This is a genomic window from Vibrio sp. YMD68 (assembly GCF_029958905.1).
Lineage (GTDB): Bacteria > Pseudomonadota > Gammaproteobacteria > Enterobacterales > Vibrionaceae > Vibrio.
In genome coordinates, this window is sequence record NZ_CP124614.1 from 3,048,871 (window position 1) to 3,070,463 (window position 21,593).

20 protein-coding genes are annotated in these 21,593 nt (G+C 43.8%); 18 read left to right on the forward strand and 2 right to left on the reverse strand.

What is annotated here, in order from left to right:
• Window positions 1-51: 51 nt before the first annotated feature.
• Entirely contained in the window at window positions 52-978 is a 927-nt protein-coding gene (locus QF117_RS19880; protein WP_282387814.1) for a D-2-hydroxyacid dehydrogenase, read from the forward strand.
• Window positions 979-1,213: 235 nt separating this feature from the next.
• Here the strand turns inward: QF117_RS19880 and QF117_RS19885 are convergent, their stop codons facing one another.
• Entirely contained in the window at window positions 1,214-2,257 is a 1,044-nt protein-coding gene (locus QF117_RS19885; RefSeq protein ID WP_282387815.1) for a hypothetical protein, read from the reverse strand.
• A gap of 435 nt (window positions 2,258-2,692) precedes the next feature.
• On the opposite strand from QF117_RS19885, the gene QF117_RS19890 reads away from it, so the two are divergent.
• The 8 genes from QF117_RS19890 (at window position 2,693) to QF117_RS19925 (ending at window position 9,138) form a co-directional block, all read left to right on the forward strand.
• Entirely contained in the window at window positions 2,693-3,115 is a 423-nt protein-coding gene (locus QF117_RS19890; protein ID WP_282387816.1) for an AlpA family phage regulatory protein, read from the forward strand.
• 213 nt (window positions 3,116-3,328) lie between these two features.
• A complete protein-coding gene (locus QF117_RS19895) occupies window positions 3,329-3,748 on the forward strand; it encodes a hypothetical protein (RefSeq protein ID WP_282387817.1) in 420 nt (139 codons plus the stop codon).
• 119 nt (window positions 3,749-3,867) lie between these two features.
• Window positions 3,868-5,037 (forward strand): PAAR domain-containing protein, encoded by a 1,170-nt coding sequence (locus tag QF117_RS19900; RefSeq protein ID WP_282387818.1) that lies wholly within the window; start codon window positions 3,868-3,870, stop codon window positions 5,035-5,037.
• Window positions 5,038-5,083: 46 nt separating this feature from the next.
• The gene (locus QF117_RS19905) at window positions 5,084-5,503 is read left to right on the forward strand and encodes a hypothetical protein (protein WP_282387819.1); all 420 of its coding nucleotides are present in this window, start codon (window positions 5,084-5,086) and stop codon (window positions 5,501-5,503) included.
• Window positions 5,504-5,669: 166 nt separating this feature from the next.
• The gene (locus QF117_RS19910; RefSeq protein ID WP_282387821.1) at window positions 5,670-6,008 is read left to right on the forward strand and encodes a DUF3024 domain-containing protein; all 339 of its coding nucleotides are present in this window, start codon (window positions 5,670-5,672) and stop codon (window positions 6,006-6,008) included.
• Between the two features lie 809 nt (window positions 6,009-6,817).
• Window positions 6,818-7,465 carry an inovirus Gp2 family protein gene (locus QF117_RS19915; RefSeq protein ID WP_282387822.1) on the forward strand — a complete coding sequence of 216 codons (648 nt, stop codon included), beginning with the start codon at window positions 6,818-6,820 and terminating at the stop codon, window positions 7,463-7,465.
• Between the two features lie 422 nt (window positions 7,466-7,887).
• Window positions 7,888-8,346: an RNase H family protein gene (locus tag QF117_RS19920; protein ID WP_282387824.1), complete on the forward strand. Its 459-nt coding sequence runs from the start codon at window positions 7,888-7,890 to the stop codon at window positions 8,344-8,346.
• 126 nt (window positions 8,347-8,472) lie between these two features.
• On the forward strand, window positions 8,473-9,138 hold the full coding sequence (locus QF117_RS19925) for a hypothetical protein (RefSeq protein WP_282387825.1): 666 nt from the start codon (window positions 8,473-8,475) through the stop codon (window positions 9,136-9,138).
• On the opposite strand, the gene QF117_RS19930 is transcribed toward QF117_RS19925, so the two are convergent.
• Complete coding sequence (locus QF117_RS19930) at window positions 9,135-9,338, reverse strand: hypothetical protein (RefSeq protein ID WP_282387826.1); 204 nt, start codon at window positions 9,336-9,338, stop codon at window positions 9,135-9,137. The two genes, QF117_RS19925 and QF117_RS19930, sit on opposite strands and share 4 nt — an antisense overlap.
• Before the next feature lie 147 nt (window positions 9,339-9,485).
• Between QF117_RS19930 and QF117_RS19935 the strand changes: the two genes are divergently transcribed.
• The 9 genes from QF117_RS19935 to QF117_RS19975 all read left to right on the forward strand — a co-directional run bounded on the left by QF117_RS19935 (window position 9,486) and on the right by QF117_RS19975 (window position 21,587).
• Window positions 9,486-9,689, forward strand: a complete 204-nt coding sequence (locus tag QF117_RS19935; RefSeq protein WP_282387828.1) for a hypothetical protein — start codon at window positions 9,486-9,488, stop codon at window positions 9,687-9,689.
• A gap of 16 nt (window positions 9,690-9,705) precedes the next feature.
• The gene (locus QF117_RS19940; RefSeq protein ID WP_282387829.1) at window positions 9,706-10,224 is read left to right on the forward strand and encodes an Hcp family type VI secretion system effector; all 519 of its coding nucleotides are present in this window, start codon (window positions 9,706-9,708) and stop codon (window positions 10,222-10,224) included.
• A gap of 37 nt (window positions 10,225-10,261) precedes the next feature.
• Window positions 10,262-12,370, forward strand: coding sequence for a type VI secretion system tip protein TssI/VgrG (tssI, locus tag QF117_RS19945; protein ID WP_282387830.1), 2,109 nt, complete (start codon window positions 10,262-10,264; stop codon window positions 12,368-12,370).
• Entirely contained in the window at window positions 12,367-13,212 is an 846-nt protein-coding gene (locus tag QF117_RS19950; protein ID WP_282387832.1) for a DUF4123 domain-containing protein, read from the forward strand. Before tssI ends, QF117_RS19950 begins: the two co-directional genes overlap by 4 nt.
• The gene (locus QF117_RS19955) at window positions 13,209-16,466 is read left to right on the forward strand and encodes a T6SS effector BTH_I2691 family protein (RefSeq protein ID WP_282387833.1); all 3,258 of its coding nucleotides are present in this window, start codon (window positions 13,209-13,211) and stop codon (window positions 16,464-16,466) included. Before QF117_RS19950 ends, QF117_RS19955 begins: the two co-directional genes overlap by 4 nt.
• Window positions 16,463-17,203 (forward strand): hypothetical protein, encoded by a 741-nt coding sequence (locus QF117_RS19960; protein WP_282387835.1) that lies wholly within the window; start codon window positions 16,463-16,465, stop codon window positions 17,201-17,203. Before QF117_RS19955 ends, QF117_RS19960 begins: the two co-directional genes overlap by 4 nt.
• Window positions 17,204-17,609: 406 nt before the next feature.
• Window positions 17,610-19,313: a class I SAM-dependent DNA methyltransferase gene (locus QF117_RS19965; RefSeq protein ID WP_282387836.1), complete on the forward strand. Its 1,704-nt coding sequence runs from the start codon at window positions 17,610-17,612 to the stop codon at window positions 19,311-19,313.
• Complete coding sequence (locus tag QF117_RS19970) at window positions 19,303-20,649, forward strand: restriction endonuclease subunit S (protein ID WP_282387838.1); 1,347 nt, start codon at window positions 19,303-19,305, stop codon at window positions 20,647-20,649. Before QF117_RS19965 ends, QF117_RS19970 begins: the two co-directional genes overlap by 11 nt.
• Window positions 20,649-21,587: an HrgA protein gene (locus QF117_RS19975; protein WP_282387840.1), complete on the forward strand. Its 939-nt coding sequence runs from the start codon at window positions 20,649-20,651 to the stop codon at window positions 21,585-21,587. The genes QF117_RS19970 and QF117_RS19975 overlap by 1 nt, the downstream gene beginning before the upstream one ends.
• Window positions 21,588-21,593 lie beyond the last annotated feature (6 nt).

Sequence of the window (21,593 nt, forward strand, 5' to 3'; positions counted from 1 at the left end):
AAAATACATCAGAAGTGTACTTGATTACTCTCTGGGAAAACAGTAAAGCCTATGAAGAATTTTAATAACACACTCTATATCGATACCGACAATAATGCGAAATATCTCGAGCTTATCATTCAGCTAAAGTTACCCGACTTATTAATAGTAGATGACCCCTTATTGGCGAGCATTGCGTTGGTCTCTCCACCTTTGTTATGCGCTAAGATAAGTCAGTTTGCTAAGCTGGAGTGGGCGCAATCCATTTATGCAGGTGTTGATACATTGTCAAAGCACTCCACTGAGATCGATTTTACGGTCACGAATGTTAAAGGAATATTTGGGCAACAGATATCGGAGTATGTGATCGGTTACTCTCTGGAATATTATCGGCATTTTTTACAATATAAAGAGCAGCAGAACTCAAATGAGTGGTCACCTATCCCCTATACAACGTTAGATAACAAATGCATGTTAGTTTTAGGTACAGGCTCTATAGGTAACCATGTAGCAAAAACAGCGAAAGCGTTAGGTTTAAACGTTATTGGTGTAAATCGAAGTGGTATCCCACCTAAAGATTCTAATTTCGATGAAACCTATCATATACAAGAGCTTACGGTTTCATTATCCAAAGCAGATATAATAGTCTCTACCCTACCGAACACACCGGACACTCAGTATCTGTTAAATGAGAAAACCTTGAGTCACTGTAAAAATGCGTTATTGTTTAACGTGGGAAGAGGAACCTCTATTGATGAGAAGGGGCTTTTAATCGCGCTGTCTAAAGGCTTCTTAAGCCATGCTTATCTTGATGTATTTATTCAAGAACCACTGGATGTTAAACATCCGTACTGGAATCACCCACAAATAACAATAACACCTCATATTGCAGCGGTGAGCTTTCCTGAGCAAGTTATTGAACAATTTAGACATAACTATATGAATTGGATTTCTGGGTTTAACCTAGAAAATGTCGTCGATTTGAATAAGGGTTACTAATCTTTTTCATCAACATACATCATTTTTGAAAAGGAGAGGATTAAGCCTGGTTTCTTTCCAAATGTAAAAAAGCCCAAGTCTTTCGACTTGGGCTTTCTCAATATAATGGCGGAGTGGACGTCATCCGAACCCATCACCTTGAATACCTTGTCTTGCTTGACTTCGTAAAGGGTTAGCCCCCTTTCGAATTGTGAGCAGTGTACCCATACGTGTACCTAAAGTCAAACGCTAGAAATCATAACTTTAAACTCACTGATTTACCAAGCATCTGTTCATACAAGTCTTCTATCGCCTGCTCCACCAACTTATTTTTATCCATACCTGATATTTCTTTTAGCTCGTTCAAACACTGCTCTGCATTCGTGCTCATAACAAAATTATACGTTTTCCTGTTTCTATCTACATCCCGCCTACGTTTTTTCACTTGAGCCCATGCATCTTTCATATTTCGGTACAAGTACTTAGTCACAGGCTTAGAAACTAACTGAAAATCGAACCAAGCAATGGATTGATGATAACAATCATGCAGGTAAGTTTCTGCACTTCTTAACATAGGGTTGTAGTAAAAATCCTCATGATCCACCATGTAACTCCATAGCCACCGAGTTTGCTCATAATCATCATTTTTAAACCAAAGGAAGTCATATTTGTTTTTTATTTCAGAAAATAAGACTCTAACTGAATTAATAAATAAATTGACTTGGTATAAAATATTTTGTGCATTAGCATGATCTAAGAAACACAGCAGCTCCTGGTACAAAAAGTCACCATCAATATTGTTTCCCGACAAAAACACCAATTGATTAGTGGTACTTTGAATCAGCGATGATTGATTAAACACTCCAACCCCAAAAACACGACTTTTGTCATACTCTGCCAGTAATGCCATTGAACCATTATTAACTTGGTAGTTTGAATTTTGATTTGAAAACTTTAGACACTCTCGTCTAAACTTAACTGATAGGCATTGACAAACAAACAGCAATTCTCTTTTATCTTTTGATAAATCATGCAAATTGTAATCAGAGCTCAAGTATACTGGTATATTTACCAAAGCCGAGTTAAGTGCCAAGGCAAATTCTTCTTTGCTCCTAAAGTTATGCGGTAAAAACATTCCCTTCTGCATTTCATCCACTTGAGTTAACACGTGTTCTTTAAATGGGAAGTAATTATATATCGCTCCAATAAAATTAGGCGGCGCAATGTTTAATTTTGTAAAAAACCATAAGAGCACCCTTGGTTCAAAATTAGAAATTATCGTTCTTTGCTCTAAATTCAAAATACCCCCGAAAAATGACATAGTCATAAAATGCTAGATACAACATCAACATTAAACCCATACTTGGTGTCAAAAACCAGACATATTAAAGTCGATGTAACATCAAAAAACAATCACATTAGCATACCATAAAAGTAAGTAACAAATCATTTAACAAGCACAATATCGACTTCATTCGCTCAAAGGGAAGTTCGACATAGATCAATCCAGAGTAGATTAAGGATATAAAAAACATCAAATAGTAATCAAAACTTATCACTTAAACCCTTTAAATACTGGTAATCTTACAATATAACTCTCAACAATACGGTAAACACCATTTGAACAACTATACACCATTATAATATTCTCATAAGATTTTACGCTCCATTAAATAGTGACCATTTACATTCGTGATGTATTTCTTTGTACTAACACATTACGGAGTAATACATCATGACCGCGTCACTTACTTATTCAGATATTAAACTCATCCGCATTAACGACCTCGCCAACATGATTGGCTATCACCGCAGCTCGATTAATCACATGGTGTCTGAAGGCCGATTTCCTCAACGACTAAAAATAGGCCCTAGCGCCAGTGGCTGGCTTCTTCCTGAAATTAAATCCTGGATAAATCAAAGCTGGCAATTAGGCGACTCATTCAGCCCACCCTTATTAGATGAGCCTCGTTTATTGAGAATGAAAGATGTACTCGACCTATTAGGTATTAAGCGAGATACGCTGTATCGATTAATAAAAAGGAATGAATTTCCCGAAGGGAAGAAACTCAGCCATCGAGAGCGACGATGGGAATACAACGACATCATGGGATGGCTAGCAGGTAAAATCCAAGAAAGGGATGAACGGCAAGATTAAATAATGGGCATTCCCGCCAAGCTAAAAAAAACCACCAGCAACATCATTAAACCAATCACCTTCGCTGACACCATTCTTTTTTCCTCTGATTAAATTCACTGAAATTATTTATCCTGACTCTGCCTGCCAAACGCGGAGATTTTTCTGTGGGTCATCGTTTTTAATACACAGAGAAAAACGTGGAGTGAGCGGCCTTACATTGAGAATATCCCCATGACCGCTCTTTCTATTATTTCGCCAAACAGCCCCCTGTCATTTGACGATCAATTAGTACACCTGTTTTGCAGGACACTAGACAAACTCACTACCGCCCCTTTCCGACGCCGCAGCAAACGTATCTGTCTAAGGCTTATCCTTCCTGAAACGCAAGCCGTTGATATCACTTTATGTCAGCAAGGAAATGATAATTGGAGAATTGAACGCATTGACCATTGGCACAAACTCAATACAAACCAACTTGCGATACAGCATATGTTCGACTTTAAGAAACGCCTCTTTCAGAGCTTGGGCACTACAAGGGGCTCAATGAATCTCATGCAACATGAGCCAACATTAAAAGCCAGCTTCGAGCTATGGCAATCAACTTTCCTTCAAACTCAGGTTATCGACGCTCAGTTACGATTATTGCCTTAACATAAATAAGTTTGCGTAAAAAAGCACAAAATAGCCTTCTTTGCATTGACTCAGTCTATGCCCCTCTAGATATATTAGAGGGAAATAAAACGCCAAAAAACGAACCCTATAGGTGAATAATGTCAGCACAAGCAGAAGGTAGAGGCTTAATACACAAAGGAGATAAAACGACGACAGGAGGTGTCGTTACATCTGGTGTAGGGAATGTCATGTTTATAGGTGAGGGAGTCACACAAACAGGCATGACCGCCACATGCCCAAGCTGCAAAAAAGGGCAAGGAGAGATCACACCATTAAAACCTATCCCCGTTATCGTTGACGGGGTTCAAGCAGCCTTACATGGGGATATTGTCGCTTGTGGTTGCCCCTACGGCTCTAACACGCTAATCGCTTCACCTGGAGCCATGTCTTTCACAAAAGGCAGCGACGGTAACATTCACGGTTTTAAGCCACATGCTAACGCTCAAGAGATGGAAGCTTCCTATCAAGCAATGGTTGATTCCGTTGGTGGTCGTTATGCAGGAACGCCACCAACTAACGCAGCGCAACAAGCCTACAGTTTCACAGAAAAGGAATGGAACGACGATTTACAGAAGCAAGCGAAAGAATACCAGTGGGACACGTCTCAACAAGAGAACGTTAGCATTGCAGTTCTAACCATTGAAGAAGCCAATGAGTATTTAGATTTACTCATCAAAGACACCCACGGACAGCTTTCTACAGGCAAAGACTACACGGGCGTAGGCATGGGACTTAAAGGCGCTTATGAGGTCACTAAAGAGCTTGGAGGATGGGGAGCAACCGCTAAAGCGGTTAACATTAACGGCGTAATGAATATTGTGGTTGAAAACTACAAGCCTCGATATTTAGACCTTGATATTCGTTGGCAAGAAGCCACGCCTCAAATGCTGAAAATTGGTCACGCTCTGAATACCGTTCAAGGTAATGTTAGTTTTTTGAGAGGGAACGTCTTTGTAGAAATAGTGTTTAGTGGTGCAGTGAACTCCGTTGACTACATGCTGCACAATGAGAAGACGCTAGGCGAAGTGGTGGGGCAATTTACTGCGGATGTGGCTAAAGGGGTAGTGGCTGGCGTGATCGCTCAAGGAGCAGCTGTTTTAGGTGTGACAGCACTAAGCGCTGTATTTGTAGTCCCGACAGCTTTAACCCTTGGTATTTTTACAGTTAGTGCATTCATCATTGGAACTCAAGTATCCAAATTAGATGAAAAATATAAATATACAGAGCCAATGAAAAAGAAAGTAGAGAAAGCTATTGATAGTTTCTAATTCAAAATTCAACCGGAAATTAAAGATAAAGCGTTGGTTGAAAGTTATGGCAGGTTGGCCTTTTATGGTTGTTATGGCTTGGCTGTCTTACGATTCAATTACAGAATTAACAAGCCTGAATGATTCACTAGGGATTATCCAAAAGGTTAAGCTATCAGGTGTAGCCAACAATGTGTCTCCTTTCATTGCGGTTCTTATATTTGGCTTTGTATCAATATTGCCTGTAGCTATGCTACACCCAGCAATAGAATTATTATTTAAAGCTCCATTTGCAACAAAGCTCGGTCGATACATCGTTGGAACATTGGTATTAACTTACGCAGCATATGGAGCATGGCTAGATAACAATACAAGAGAGAATTTAATAAAATATAACTATATCGAATGCACATCAGAGCGAGAGCTTACGTTGAAATACTCAAGTAGAACGTATGCTTTAGAACCTAGTCTGTGCGAGGCGAAGTAATGACCTTACAACAGAGCCCCTTCTGCTTAACCAATTCTAAGGTGTGTGCCACTGGCACACGCCTTCCTTCGCGCGACTCCCTCACCATGTTATCCCTGGCACTGTATCATTTGGGAATAGCAGTACAGTACAATGCGTGCCTATTTTAATAACATAGGGTTCTTACATGGCTTTTTCTGAATTTGAACACGCTCGGTACAGCAAGATATTGAATGCCTTCATTGAAGAGCTCCGTCCACAAGCCAATATTCGACATGAATTAGATATAGAAGGCGAACTCACCAATCAAACTATCGAAATCAGAGAGAGCCTCGCTAGCTGGGACCGTTCGACAGAAAAGCAGTATAGGTCCGTCGCGAAAGTCACCTACGTTCGCACACAGCAGAGCTGGCGCCTCTATTGGATGAGAGCTAATGGTAAATGGAAAAAGTACGACGCATTTTACCATTTAGAGCAAGCGCTAGAAGCTGTAAAAAAAGACCAATACGGTTGTTTTTGGGGATAGAATAATCCTCTTGACCTATCTAGCTAAACTCAATCAGACAACTCCGGCTTCCTTCCTACTTTTTGGCGAGCGATGGAAGGTTAGTGTTTACTTAGACTAGAAGGGCTCTGGTCCTTACCCGTATTGACTCGTCTAGGGTAATGTTCTTCGGGAATGGTAATATTAATAAGAGACTTATTAATATTACTTAAACTAACAATCAATCTAACCTTATCAAATCCAATAACCACACTGACACAGTCAGTAGAGGTAGATAACCCATCTACTTTAAGATACACAGAATGGTCATTATCAAAGAGTGACCTTCCTTGTAAACGACTTAAATACAACCAAGCGGTTAACTTGCTATCCCTAGTACATTGTTTTGCTTGATAACCTAGCACTGCCAGGTAGTGCCATGCTTGAGCTCATTTTATGGTGCTCAATGTGATAATCACCTAAAAAGATGAATGGGCTTATGCGAGCCCTCTTACTTGGATTGAAGTCTTCATGCCAAGCAGATATCAGCGGTGCCTAGTATCGCTAAGTGATGTGTTAAATATCACACAGAAAGGCATCCACAGCACTTAAGTGGTATTGTTGAAGCGATGCGTTCTCTTACCGGTTGGTATTGCGATGAGATTTTGGAGACGATGAGACTTAGGGTTTAATCCTTTAATGTTTAACTTGTAACTGTAGGCTCTCTTTAGAGGTGAGACTGCGCTCGCTTATCTGAATCGTTGGATTGTTATCGTTCCCTAATTCGAAATCCATTAATCAAATACAACCACCCTGCCTTATATGAAATCCATTATCGGCAGGGCCATATCATGCAATGCAAACACTTCTCTCTTCACACTGAATCGACATTTAAAGGTTATCCCGTTTACACAAAGAGAGGGCCATTAATCCAGCAATACCTAGAGCGCTCATTTGAGACGGTATATTCCTCCTTACAACACTACCCAAGAACGTTTGCTATCAGAGTCGATTTACATTTACCTGATACACTAATCCAGTACAACAATCACGTTATCAATCGATTCTTAACATCTCTTAAAGAGCAGATCGCCCACAACCGAAGACAAGCCACAAAGCGCAATCCATACGCTCACCAATCGTGTGTTCGCTATATCTGGTGTAAAGAGCAAGGTATAGGAAGTACACCGCACTACCATGTTGTACTGCTGTTTAACGCTGATGCCTTTGACACATTAGGACACCCAAAATCAACGAATGGCAACATGGCTGCTCGAATCAAAAAAGCGTGGTTAAGAGCACTGAATTATGATGCTGAAAAAGACATTCAAAATATGGGAACTCTAATCCATTTTTGTACTAACGGAACTTACAAGCTCAATGCTCTCCATGACAATGGTGAAATCGCAGCCTTGCTGTATAGAGTCAGCTACTTGTGCAAAGCAGAGACAAAGCATTTTACGCACCATCAACATCAATTTGGTCGTAGCAATCGCTAGCGTACGTCTGTTCTCTCTCATTAAACAGAAACAAACATTAAGTCCAAGGAAGGTAGGGTAATGCTCATCACACCTGACGTGAGCTACCTTAGGGCTAGAAAGGTTATCCCAATACAACGATTAAGTTGGTTTTGACATCCATTCAAACGCTAACTCAAGTTCTATGGTTGTGGTATCAAAACCATCTGCACGTATGCAGGCAAAGATTATCAAGCGCAATGGAATGAAGCGGTAAGGATGCTCAGCTACTTAGCCAAGAGAGAGGGCAAGATACCAGGACAACGCTGCTGGGGTAAAAGCGCTTTGTACTAAGCGTTGTAACCTAACCATCCATTGACATCATTTTCAATACACATGCTGAGAAATTTCACTGCGCTCCATGTGTGTCTCATCTTAATCCAAACTTAAAGGAAATCATTATCATGTCTTATACAAACACGATTACTCCATGCGCCATCTACGTTGACGGCGCTGCGCCCAATAATCAACACGGCTGCCTAAAAGGTGGGATTGGCATAGCGATTTACAACTCAGAGCAGCAATTGATTCATACCGACTCGACGACCATCAATAGACCTACTGATAACGCTGAATTAGAGCTTATCGCGCTGGTGGAAGGGTTAGAATTCGCTAATGATGGCGATACGGTCTATTCAGACAATGAGTATTGCGTAAAGGGTTACAATGAATGGCTGGACGGTTGGAAAGCCAAAGGCTGGCGTAAAGCCAATAATAAACCCATTGCCAATCGTGAGCTTTGGCAACTAGTGGACTCACTGCGCTCAGTGAAGTTTGTGCATGTCGTTAAAGTAAAAGCTCATGCGGGCATTGAAGGGAATGAAAAGGCCGACAAACTGGCGACACAAGCCGCAATACGCTGATATTTACCCCGCTCACAGAGCGCTAGGAGTGAGACAAGGAGTGTCCTCCTTGTCTATCAACCGACACCATTATCAAACAAACAAGCCCACGTTTATGTTTACCACGCAACATGGAGCCTATCTAACATGAGCCGATATCTTTACCCTACACCAGCCAACCTTAATCAAACACCGGACACCAAACACACCTTGTTGAATATTCAATCGGCACTCACCGATGCCATGGGACGTTACCAGCAACTGGTTATCCTACCCGTTTCGTTAATCGTACCGGCAGGGCTTAACATCTACTGCAATGAAGACACCGGAGAGTCTCACCTACATCACTTAATGACTTCATTACAACAGCGCATTAACGATTCTGTTGACGGGTATCATGAAAAAGGACAAATCGTTGGCGTGTGGGAGGCCAATATCACCACCAGGCCTATCAGGTACAAGTTATGCTTACTTCTCAATCAGACCTGGATGCAATCTCATCCAGACAGCTATTCTTGTTTCAGAGCACGCATTCAAGATAGCTGGCGGTCGACATTAGGCCTGTTACCTTCTCACGACAGCTACCCTGCCTCCAGCCTTGTATCCACACTCAAAGCCGAAGCGGTATCGATTAATCAACGACAAGGGTTTCTACTGGTACAGAAACAGCTAAACCATGTTTACAAACAGATAATCAACCATTTGATGCTAGATAAACCTGTCGTCACTGGATACTCACTCGGCTGTGGCGTATTTAAACCTGAAGTCAAACCCGGCCATAGCGAAGGCCTTGCGCCCTCACTGAGTGATTAATACGGGTTAGTACCAAATGCTTCCATCAAAGGAAAGAGCAGATGTTCAGTCAGTAACCACAGATACAAGCCTGTCACCATAAACTTAATCGTTGTGATGTCCCTCGCGATGAGTTGAAGTTGGTATTCCGTCTGTGACCGAGTATTGATATCAGGCTTACGATTACATTTAGAGAAAATATCAGAAATTCGTTTATACATTAAAGAGCGCGCCTTAGCTGTAATTGCAGAGACTCACAATCTATCAAAGATAGAGGGAGTCTCCAATGCAAGATAATCAAGTGGGCTTTATGACTGAGTTGAACGTCGCCATACAACCACTCAGCGCAATGAGCATCAGAGGCCGCGATGATACAAGATAGACATCCACACTCATATCACATGGTGAGCGACGAGCCTTGCGAGCAAGAAGTTGCCCAGCCTGAGCAAGAAGTTGCCCGAATCGAGCAAGAAGTTGCCCAGCAAACCAAGCCCTCCTGTAAGTTGTTGATTATATTGAAATCGAATTTTGGCATACGTTATGCATTAACACGTCGTCAACTCAGTAAATAAATAAAGGAAATACACTATGCCAACGCCATGTTATATCTCTATTCAAGGTGAAATTCAGGGACTCATCACATCAGGGGCGTGCACCTCTGATTCTATCGGCGACTCTTACGTTGAAGGGCACGAAGACGAAATGCTGGTTCAAAAGTTCGAGCATGTCATTTCGGTTCCAACGGACCCACAATCTGGTCAACCTTCTGGTCAGCGTGTGCATAAGCCGTTTAAATTCACCGTGTCTTTAAACAAATCGGTGCCACTGCTTTACAATGCCCTCTCTTCAGGCGAGAAAATGAAAGAGGTCGAGCTAAAATGGTATCGCACATCCATTGAAGGTAAACAAGAGAACTTCTTTACCACCAAGCTTGAAAACGCCTCTATTGTCGACATCGAATGTGAAATGCCACACTGCCAAGACCCATCCATGTCCGATTTCACTCAGAACCTGACCGTGTCAATGTCTTACCGCAAAATCACGTGGGACCACATTAACGCAGGCACATCAGGCTCTGATGATTGGCGTAAACCTATCGAAGCCTAATTTAGGTTTTTATTTTTCAAGAAGACAAGGAGGCCATATGGCCACATTGGCGTACACGATAACCGTAGAGGGACTGAGCGATGACGCCTTTAAGGTCACTCAATTTAGCGGGCAAGAGTCTTTATCGGCCAGCCAGTTTAACGACCGGCCTTGCTATGGCTTTTGTTATGACATCAACCTCGCCAGTCGCCTCTCCACCCTCACTGCGGACGATGTCGTTGACCGACGTGTTGAATTAAAGATGTACCGCAACCAGCAATTGGTTCAACGCGTTCACGGTATTGCGCGTGCTTTTACTCAAAAAGAGACGGGGCATCACCACACCTTCTATGCGCTGACCTTGGTGCCGGCGCTTGAGCGTTTATCCCTGCGCCATAATAGTCGTATTTTTCAACACCAAACGGCTCCTGATATCATCGCTACTTTGTTACAGGAAATGGGGATTGACGACTACACGTTTTCACTCACGCAAGCCTCGCTTGAGCGTGAGTTCTGTGTTCAGTACCGAGAAAGTGATTTGGATTTTCTGCACCGCCTCGCCGCAGAAGAAGGCATCGTCTACAGCTTTGCTCACGAAGCGGGCATGCACACCTTAATCTTCAGTGACTCCAGCGCACTGCTGACCCAAATAGAGCCGCCAATACCTTACAACGCTCTCGGCGGTAGCGTGAGTGATACACCTTACATCCAAAGTTTTCACTATCAGTCTGAGTCTCACATCAGTCAGGTTGAGCTAAAAGACACCAGCTTCAAAAAGCCCGCCTACTCGTTTAGCCAAACCGCTCAAGCGGCGGACATCGAATACCAACAACCGGACTACGTGCATTTTGATGCGCCAGGCCGTTATAAAAAAGACGATAATGGCGCTAAATTCACTCAAGCTCGTCTTGAGTCTTTAAGACGCAAAGCGCAAGTCGCGACGGGTAAAAGTAACGAGCCTTTATTACGCGCTGGGTATCGATTTAATATGGATGGGCATCTCGATAACGTCTTCAATCGAGATTGGGTGCTGGTAACAATCAATCGCCAAGGCGAGCAACCTCAAGCGCTGGAAGAAGAGGCTGGGCATGGGGCCACCACCTACAATAATCAATGGGAGGCTATCCCTGCCCACCTCAACTGGCAAGCTGCTCCCCAAGTAAGACCGACCGTCGATGGCCCGATGATAGCCACGGTCGTTGGCCCTGAAGGTGAAGAGATTTTCTGCGACGAATACGGACGAGTTAAAATTCGTTTTCATTGGGATAGAGATGAGATTGACGATGAGCAGCGCTCTTGCTGGGTGAGAGTCTCACAAAGTTGGGCGGGCGGGCAATACGGCGCGATGGCTCTCCCTCGTATAGGACATGAAGTCATTGTCTCGTTTTTAAATGGCGACCCAGACCAACCCATCATCACTGGTCGCACTTACCACGCGACGAACACGCCCCCCTATGCTCTGCCAGAGAATAAAACCAAAACCGTGCTTCGCAGTCAAACTCATCAAGGGGAAGGGTTTAACGAATTAAGCTTTGAAGACCAAGCGGAGAAAGAGCAAATCTATCTCCATGCTCAAAAAGACTTTGATGCTCAAGTGTTAAACGACATGACGCAGCACATTAAGCATGACCAACACACGACGGTCGACAATGACCATTTCTCCCAAATCAAGAATAACCATCATCTGACGGTTGAAGGTGAGCGCCGCTCTCTTACCCAAAAAGACGCCACGGAGATTATAAAAGGAAGCCTGCATCAGAAAGTGGGCGATATTTACGTGATTGAATCGGCCAATGAGATTCACCTTAAAGCAGGGACAAAAGTGGTGATAGAAGCGGGCGCAGAGCTGACGTTAAAAGCGGGCGGCAGTTTTGTGAAAGTGGACGCATCTGGCGTGAGCCTTGTCGGGCCGGGCATTAATCTGAACTCGGGAGGCAGCGCGGGCAGCGGCAGTGGGTTTGCAGGGAAAATGGCAGAATTGCCAAGTAGCATAACGACACTAGAGACCGATTCAGCATACTCTAGCAAGGCTGAAAACTTTGCCTCGGCCGCTATTCCCAGCTTCAGTGGAATACAGCAAAAACAAGCACTGCTGAGCGCAGCGAAGAATGACGTCGCCATTTGCCAAGCATGTGAAGAGGCGACCAACCAAGGTAATGAACAATGAACCCCACACTTGAACGCTCTCAATCAGAAGAACTGTACCTTCTTGTTGAAGGTTCTATCCCTCATTTAACCAAGCAATTATATCAGCTCCCAGGGTTACTTGAGCAAGAGCCTCTTTTTTTACATCCGCCTTATCAAACGCTACTGAGCGTATCTCCCATATTGATAAAAGCCACCCCCGAAGTTCAACAGTGGTTTATTGAGCTCAACCAATACCAACACGGTTATTTCTTCTCTTCTCATTTAACATTGAGCGACGTCGCTAAGTCTCTGCGACGTCTCATTATGGCGCAAACCCCTGAAAACGAGATGGTTTTTTTGCGTTTCTTTGGCAGTAACGTAGCTTATATTTTATTGGACACCCAATGCACCATGTTGTGGCAACCAATGAGTAAGGTTTGGCTCCATCAGTCCGGAGAGTGGCAAAGACTGGATACCCCCTTTAAAGTACCGCCAGTGGTAGGTAAGTCCCCGATAAAAATCACAGATGAACAATGGCAAAGGTTCCAACACCTCGCATGGCAAAGTGCGCTACCGAAGACACTCGAAGCCCATATGCTCGAATGGTTTCCAGAGTTCTGCCGCCCTATTGATGACTTAAACCGTTGGGTTTGCATTCATATGGAAACCGCTTATGTGAAAGGCTTTGAAACAGAGCAAGATTTACTGTGTTACTTCAATATTCTCGGTTATTTGGGTGAGGAAGTGCTACTGGAGAATACCCATCCGAACCTGACACAGTTAATGGATACCCCGTCACTACAAACACCATCACAACGGATAGCTCAGGCCGCAAACTTAGCTGAGCAAATCGCCAATAAAACAAAGGAGAATCGAGCGTGAGCACCCCGAACAAAGTTGCTAAGTGTGCATCGACACACAATGCGAAAAGTAGCTCAGCCTTTTGTCCATTTCAATCGAATGAAATCGGTATCATCCCTGTCCGATATGCCTTTGATGATATGAATGAGCAAGGACACCCCCTTCACCCACTGCCTGAGACCGATACGCAATGGCAAGGTCGACTTGCCCCAAAGCAGCGTCAGTATACGTTAAGGCAGTTACGTGATGGTTGGTTGTATGTGTATGACGAGACAGATAAAACCTTTCATGAATATCAGGTGAAAGGGTACGAGTTTACCAAATTTGATTGGTCAGCCGATGAAGCAGATAAACCCGCTAATGAGCGTGGCAGCGAAGGTGAAACGAAAAGCTGCTTGGTCTACCCTGCGAAAAACACTCTCTCTATGACGTTTGCTCATCAACGCTGGACATGGCGACTGTGTGAGCACATGCGCTCTCATGCATCCCATCGTTCGACCTGGATGCGGAAAGTGAATTTAAAACAGTTTCAATCGACACTCAGTCATCCTCACGCAGGCCCTTCCACGGAGCTGGGTCAGTATGTTGCAGATATCGGTATAGGAAGCGCCCCCACCGACATTTTTGATGGTACTTGTACACCATTAACACCGGTTGAAGGCGGCATTGACGACTTTAAACATGTGGCAGACAAGGCGGGGTGTTGGGATTTAGATTACCGAGCTGACTTGCCGGCTCAAGACTGCGGGATGTTTATTGCGCTCGATGACCCTCTAGCGGATGTGACCGACTTGTTTTTGCCTCTTGCAGAGGAGGTTACGTTGCGCAACACAGTTCATCAAGATGAAGATAACCTTCACAAGCTGCAAATGGCTGAACTCACTCGAACATTGGGGCGCGTGAGAGTCGAAGATGATGACTTACCAGAGCAAGTGAAAGGTGACCCCACAAAGGGCATGGCGTTTGAGCGTCAGCTTACCGATTATTTAGCCACTCAATATCTAGCAGATAAAGAGCGCACAGCCCTTGAAGCGAATCCAAATGTGGGCAACGCCCCATTGACTCTGCTTCAAGAAGAAGCGCTTGAGAAGCTTTCTGAGCTACAAGAGACTTATCGCTTTACTCCTACTGATAAACAACAAGAACATTGGCAACGTAATACTGTTTTTAGTGACGAAGTGAACTGGGATGAACTCGATGCTTTCCTTACTCAGTATTACACTCAGGTTAAAGGTCTAGATGAGCGTATCGACGTCCTTTATCAAGACTTTATGACTGCATTTGAGCAACTGGGTACTGACCCGCTCCCCCTTGGGTTGGATAATCAAGACGAGGCTCACCTAGCTTATCTACTTAGCTTAACCAGCCAGTACCTAGCGGTGGTTAAACAAGCGGTGACGACCGAACAAGCGAATGAACAGTTGAAGCAGTCGCTTTCTCTGGATTCACCCAAGACGCTTTTCGCCCTAGCTTCACTCGGGTTTAAGTTGGAAAACTGGCAGGCACTGAACGCCTACGTAGATGAACTTGGCAACACTCTGCTCTCAATGGATAACTCCAGTGACATGGTCACCGTATCGGGGGCAATTGCCAACTGGGGCGGGTTCACCGGTGACGTGCGCATGCACGAAAAAGCGTGGTTTAAAGCGCTAACAGAGCCAGTTCAGTTAAGTTTCACTGCGCTACAAAACGCCGTTTCAGGGCAAGCCCATGACAGTTGGCGTGCCATCTCTAACTTTCTGTTCCCTAGTCAGATGAATACTACCGATACAATAGAAGGATTAATCAGCAATTTACGATTGGTTACCTTAGAGGCCATCGTGAATCCAGAAGCTATTGTAGTGCATAACCCGGACTATCCAGCACAGTTAGCAGCATGGCAGCGAAAGTTAAACACAGAAATGGCAACCATCCGTCGTATCAACCAGCTTCCATCAGGGAGCGTAACGCCAAAGAATCACCAGATACAAACTATGCGCAGTGCTCAGCAGAAAATGCAGAAGTTGTTGAGTAGTGAGTTGCCGATGATGGTGATGCTTAAGCATGAAGCGGTCAATAATACCGCCAAGCAAATGCTCAATGATGCAATTGAACGGAGTTGGCAACAAGGTAAGCAGTTCACCCAAGCATCCTGGGAAAAGTTGGGTAAAATGGGCGGTGTGGTCGCCATCCTTAACCTTTGGAATATGTCGGTTGTTCTGCAAAACATTCGCCTTAAAACTGCACAACACCCGGAAAGTGATTTGTGGACCAATCCAGCGATTAGAGAAGCGACCTATGCGACAGGTTATGCGGTCTCTGCTGTTGCCGCAGTGTGGCGAGATGCCAAGTGGGACATCCTTGCTAAGGATTCAGAATTACTTAAAAAAAGCCTTAACATAGCGATAAAAGAAGAAGGAACTTCAAAAGCAGCAGCACTCAAAACCTTTGCGAAAACCACGGCGGCGGTGTCTTTGTTTGGCTTAATTGCCACAGGATTAGAGACATGGGAAAGTGGCGAAAAAGCTTGGGATTCTAGTCACTCTCCAATGGAACGGTTGGGTTATGGTTTGAAAGGGGGAGCAACCGCAGCTCAATCTGTAGCCTTTCTACTCCAATTTAGAGCAAATATACTGAGTCGATTTGGCACTACCAGTATCGGAGCTACAATCGCCCCTTGGATGCTAACTACGCTGATGGTTGCAGGTATTGTGTATCTTATTGGCGTTGTCATCATTAATGTCTTTAAGCGCTCCGAACTTGACAAATGGCTGCTTCACTCCACATGGGGGAAAGAGTCAAAACAGTGGAATGCTATTGAGGAGTTAACTCACTTAGAGAGGATTATTCATAAGCCTCAGGTTCAACTTAACTCAATTCCTAACCGTACCCCTGCCCAGTGGATGGACTCAGGCACCAACCAATGGCAATTAGAAATAACGCTCCCTGCGTTTACCAAAGGTCAGTCCATTGGTTTACAAATCACTCGCAAACCTAAAGAGAAAACCTACAGCTATGGTTCTACTGAGGAGCAATCAGCGGTGATGATGAATGAGCAGAACGGCACATGGCGTCAAGATAAAGAAGAAGGTAGCCCTGTCATCTATCGATTAGACTTGGGCGGCACCACGGATGATACCATTACGGTGCTAGTTAGCATGCCGTTTAACTGGCAAGCGGATGAGCACCAACAGCTTGGCTATGTGGCGTCGGGTAGTCGCCAGGGTGATTTAACCGTAGAGCCTGCACCGAAAGAATTTGCTACTCGTATTATTGAAGTGAGATTAGATAAATGAATAGTAAAGAGAGCGGAGCACCCCTTAAAGAGCCACTTTATAGCGCCGAGACAAACTATTATTGGGAGCAAAAAGGTTCATCGATAATTGGCAAACACGGTCATCTAATAAACTGGGGAACATCAATATTAATTTGCTATTCATTATTCGGCTTGTTTTGGTTTGTTCTCGATGATCTAACAGTGGAATCAATTGCTTTTTGGGGACTTTTTGCCTTCACAACAATGATGATGCTGGCCTCAAGGTATCTGTATTTACCCGATAAACATCGTTGTTATCACCTAACCTCACTGGGTATTCACTACACAGAGCAAGATATGATCCCAGAGGTGGCCTATAAAATCGTTCGCGGCTTTGCTTGGGTGGGGATTGTAGTGTGTATTATTGCCGTCTTTTTACTGGGTCCCTTGGCACTCGTCGGTGCGGGGGCATTTGCGCTGATGTCATTTGGGATGACCAATTTTCAACCAACCGTTGATAAGTGCTGTCTGTTAATTGATGAACGAAGTATCCTTTTCAGTCTAATCAACGATAACGTACTTTCTTTTACTATTCCTGAAAAAGGTCAAATGCAATACAAGGGATTGATATTCACCTCGACTCTTGAAGAAAAGCAAGCGTTGTTAAATCATTTGCACTCACTCTTCCATGAGCTTGAGGTTATCAAAATCAAAAGACTTAATGACCAATATAAACACCCTGTTTATCAGCAAGATGAAGAGACGGCTACGGAGTAACGCTATCGTTTTCTCACAAGTTCATCAGATTGCGTGGCAGCATTGGAGACGCCATTACGGTGCTGGTTAGTATGCCGTTTAACTGGCGAGCAGATGAGGAGCAGCGACTTGGCTATGTGGCGACGGTAGTCGCCAAGGTGACTTAACTGTAGAGCCTGCACCGAAAGAATTTGCCACTCGTATCATTGAGGTGAGAATCGACGAATGAATAGTAAACAAGACATCGAGTCCCTTAAGGAACAACTTTATAGCGCTGAGTAAGCGTACTCTTGGGAGTATTTTGTCATTGCCTTGATGGCATTTTTGTCGCAATCAAGGAGGCTCCATTGTTAAGCGTTAAATCAAAGACATCACTATCTTTGATGATATGATTGACGCCATATTTCTATAAAAAAGAAAACCGTTCATGAAACAAACCGAACAACAATTTTTGAAAGAGCTTGAAGGCAAGCTTTGGAACGCCGCAGACAAGCTACGCTCAACGCTAGACGCCGCACAATACAAACACGCGGTACTTGGCTTAATCTTCGTTAAATACGTCTCTGATGCGTTTAAGCTGCGTCAAGATGAGATCAAAGCCGACATTGCTAACCCTGAGCACGAATACTACTTAGATCCTGCTGACTTCTCGGAAGAAGAACTAGCAGAAGAGATTTCGATTGAACTAGAACAACGCGACTTCTATACAGAGAAAAACGTGTTTTGGCTACCAACCGAGTCTCGTTGGCAATTCCTGCAAGATAACGGCCCTGTGGTGATTGGTGGTGCAGATCTGGAGGTGGACGGCAAAACGAAAAAAATCACTTCTGTTGGCCATTTAATTGATAACGCACTTGAAGGTATTGAGCGTGATAACCCGAAACTGAAAGGTGTGCTTAACAAATCATACTCTTCATTGAAGATTGATCAAGCGAAGCTGAACGAGCTTATCAACCTAATTGCGACCATCCCGTTTGTTCATGCCGATTTAAACAGTAAAGACATCTTAGGTCATGTATACGAATACATGCTTGGTCAGTTCGCACTGGCTGAAGGTAAAAAAGGTGGTCAGTTCTACACGCCAGCATCAATCGTAACGCTTATCGTTGAGATGATTGAACCTTTTGAAGGGCGTGTATATGACCCAGCAATGGGTTCTGGTGGTTTCTTTGTTCAATCAGAGAAGTTCATTGAACGTCATGCGAATGAGAAGAAAGTCGACGCACTAACGCAGAAACAGAAGATCTCTATTTACGGTCAAGAGTACAACCATACAACGTGGCAGCTAGCGGCGATGAACATGGCGATCCGTGGTCTTGATTATGACTTCGGTAAAGAGCCTGCAAGTACCTACACCAACGTACAGCACCCTGATCTTCGTGCTGACTTCATCATGGCTAACCCTCCATTCAACATGAAAGAGTGGAACACAGGTGTTGATGATAACGATCCGCGCTTCAAATACGGCCAACCTCCATCAGGTAATGCGAACTTCGCGTGGATGCAGCACATGCTTCACCATCTAGCACCTGAAGGCTCTCAGGCGCTTCTATTGGCAAACGGTTCTATGAGTTCAACAACCAACAACGAAGGCACCATTCGTCAGGCGTTAATTGAGAATGACTTAATTGAATGTATGGTGGCACTACCGGGTCAATTGTTCACCAATACTCAAATCCCAGCGTGTATCTGGTTCTTAACTAAGAACAAGAGCCCTCGCGTTGATAAAGCGGGTCGTAAGCTACGTGGACGTAAAGGTGAAGTGTTGTTTATCGATGCGCGTAACCTTGGTTTCATGAAAGATCGTGTATTACGTGATTTCAGCTTTGATGACATTAAGAAAGTAGCCGATTTATTTCATGCTTGGAAAACAGGTGAAGAAGTTCATGGCTTAGCTTATGAAGATCAGGCCGGTTTCTGTAAATCCGCAACGCTAGAAGAAATCACTAAGCATGACTTCGTGCTTACTCCGGGTCGTTATGTTGGCGCTGCTGAGGAAGAGGATGACGGTGTTCCTTTTGCAGATAAGATGGCGACACTGACTTCAAAGTTAAGTGAACAGTTTGCAGAATCAGCAACGCTAGAAGCTGAAATCAAGAAGAACCTAGCGGGGTTAGGTTATGAGCTTTGATAACCTACCTCGCGATTGGCAGTTAATTCCTCTCGAAGATGCTATGGATGCGATTATTGACTATCGAGGGAAAACACCAAAGAAAACAGAATCAGGTATACCTCTTATCACAGCTAAAATTGTGAAGGGTGGGTATGTCCTTGAGCCTTTTGAGTTTATTGCAGAAGACAACTATGACTCATGGATGGTTCGAGGGTTACCACAAGTTGGTGATGTGGTTTTGACAACGGAAGCTCCTTTAGGGGAAACAGCACAATTAACAAGTGCTAATGTAGCACTAGCTCAGCGTATTGTGACCCTTAGAGGTAAAAAGGGCTTATTGGATAGTGACTTCCTTCTGTGTGCTCTACAGAGTGATTTCGTTCAACACCAATTAGAGTCTCGCGCATCAGGCTCTACTGTTAAAGGCATTAAACAAAGTGAGCTTAGAAAGGTTATCTTGCCTATACCTCCATTGCTTGAGCAGCACAAAATATCTCAAGTTTTAAAGTCTTTAAGCAACAAATTAGTTTGTAATACTAAAACCAACCAAACCCTAGAAGAAATGGCGCAAGCCATCTTCAAATCATGGTTTGTTGATTTCGAGCCAGTTAAAGCCAAGATGAATGGTGAGCAACCTGAGGGTATGGATGCGGCCACTGCCTCGCTATTCCCTGAAAAGCTAGTTGAGTCTGAGTTGGGTTTGATTCCTGAAGGCTGGAGCGTTGAAAGCGCGAAGAGTCAATTAGATGTTCTTCGTGGGTTCAGCTACAAAGGTAAAGGCTTAGTTACTTCCTTGGATCAAGGTGTGCCCATGCACAACCTTAACTCTGTTTTGGAGGGCGGCGGTTATAAATATAAAGGGCTTAAGTTTTACTCTGACGAATTTAAAGACAAATTCTTAGTCCAAGAAGGTGATGTGCTTGTAGCCAACACAGAGCAGGGTCATAACCATCTTTTAATTGGCTATGGAGCCATGATTCCAAAGCATTTAGCCTTTGGTTTTTGCAGCCACCATACATACAGAGTAAGGCCTAAAAGCGACTCAAACGTTACACCGGAGTTCATTGAACGTCTTTTTGGTAAAGGTCGCTTTGTAAAGCAGGTTCAAGGTTTCACTAACGGAACCACCGTAAACATGCTTCCCGTTGCAGGTATGGAAATGCCAGAGTTTGTTGTACCTCCTCGAACTTTAGCAGAAAAATATAGCGAACTAGTTAAACCAATGAAGGCGATGATTGAAGAAAATCATAAGTCCAATATTGAACTGGCTAAGCTACGCGACACGCTACTTCCTAAATTGCTTTCCGGCGAAATCGAGCTAGAGGCAACCGAAGAATTGGTAGAGGTAAACTAATGGCGACCCGAGTGGAAATGATCATCGAGACGCTTAAAGCGCATCCAGAGAAAAAGTTTACTGCTCGGGATTTAGCCAAAGAGTTCGTACTTCGATACCCACAAGAAATTGCAGAAAAGCAAACCAACCCTCGTTATAACACTGAGGAAAAGTTGATTGCGCAATTAGCGGCTGAAATCGGTGGGGAGAGAACAGAAAGAGCGAAGAACGTTTGCCCCAACGTGATCACAAGGGATAAACCAAGGCCACGGGTTTATTACTGGGAAGCTAATCCAGTAAAAGAGCCGTCACGAGTCATAGTAACGGACGAAAACGAAAATGAACAAGAAGAGGTCGATACTCCATTAGCATCGCATAGTTACAGTGAGCACGACCTCTACCCTATGCTCGTTAAATACTTGAGTAAAGATCTTGGCCTGTACTGCCAGCGCATTGACGAGCGAAAGTCGAAAAACTCACATGGTAACGGCGGTAACCATTGGCTTCATCCTGATATTGTCGCTTTAGAGCCTCTTGATCAAGGTTGGGATGAAATTGTCCGAAGCTGTGTTCGAAGTGGTAATCACAGTTCGGTGAGACTTTGGTCTTTTGAAGTGAAGAAACACCTAACAAAAGGCAACGTTAGGAAGTCTTTCTTTCAAGCCGTCTCGAACTCTAGCTGGGCTAATTTTGGTTACTTAGTTGTGACGGGCTTGAACAGTGATGTTGAAGGCGAGCTGCAAATGTTATCAAGTTTGCATGGTATTGGGGTTGTCATCCTCGATACTGAATCATTATTTGATAGCCAGATCCTGATTCCCGCTCAGGAAAAAAGTAACGTTGACTGGCAGTCTGCAAATCGGATTGTGACTGAGAATAGTGACTTTCATCATTATATCGAGCAAGTCGGAATTTATAACCAAACTGGACGATTGATTCAGAGGGCATGGAATAAATAAAAATAA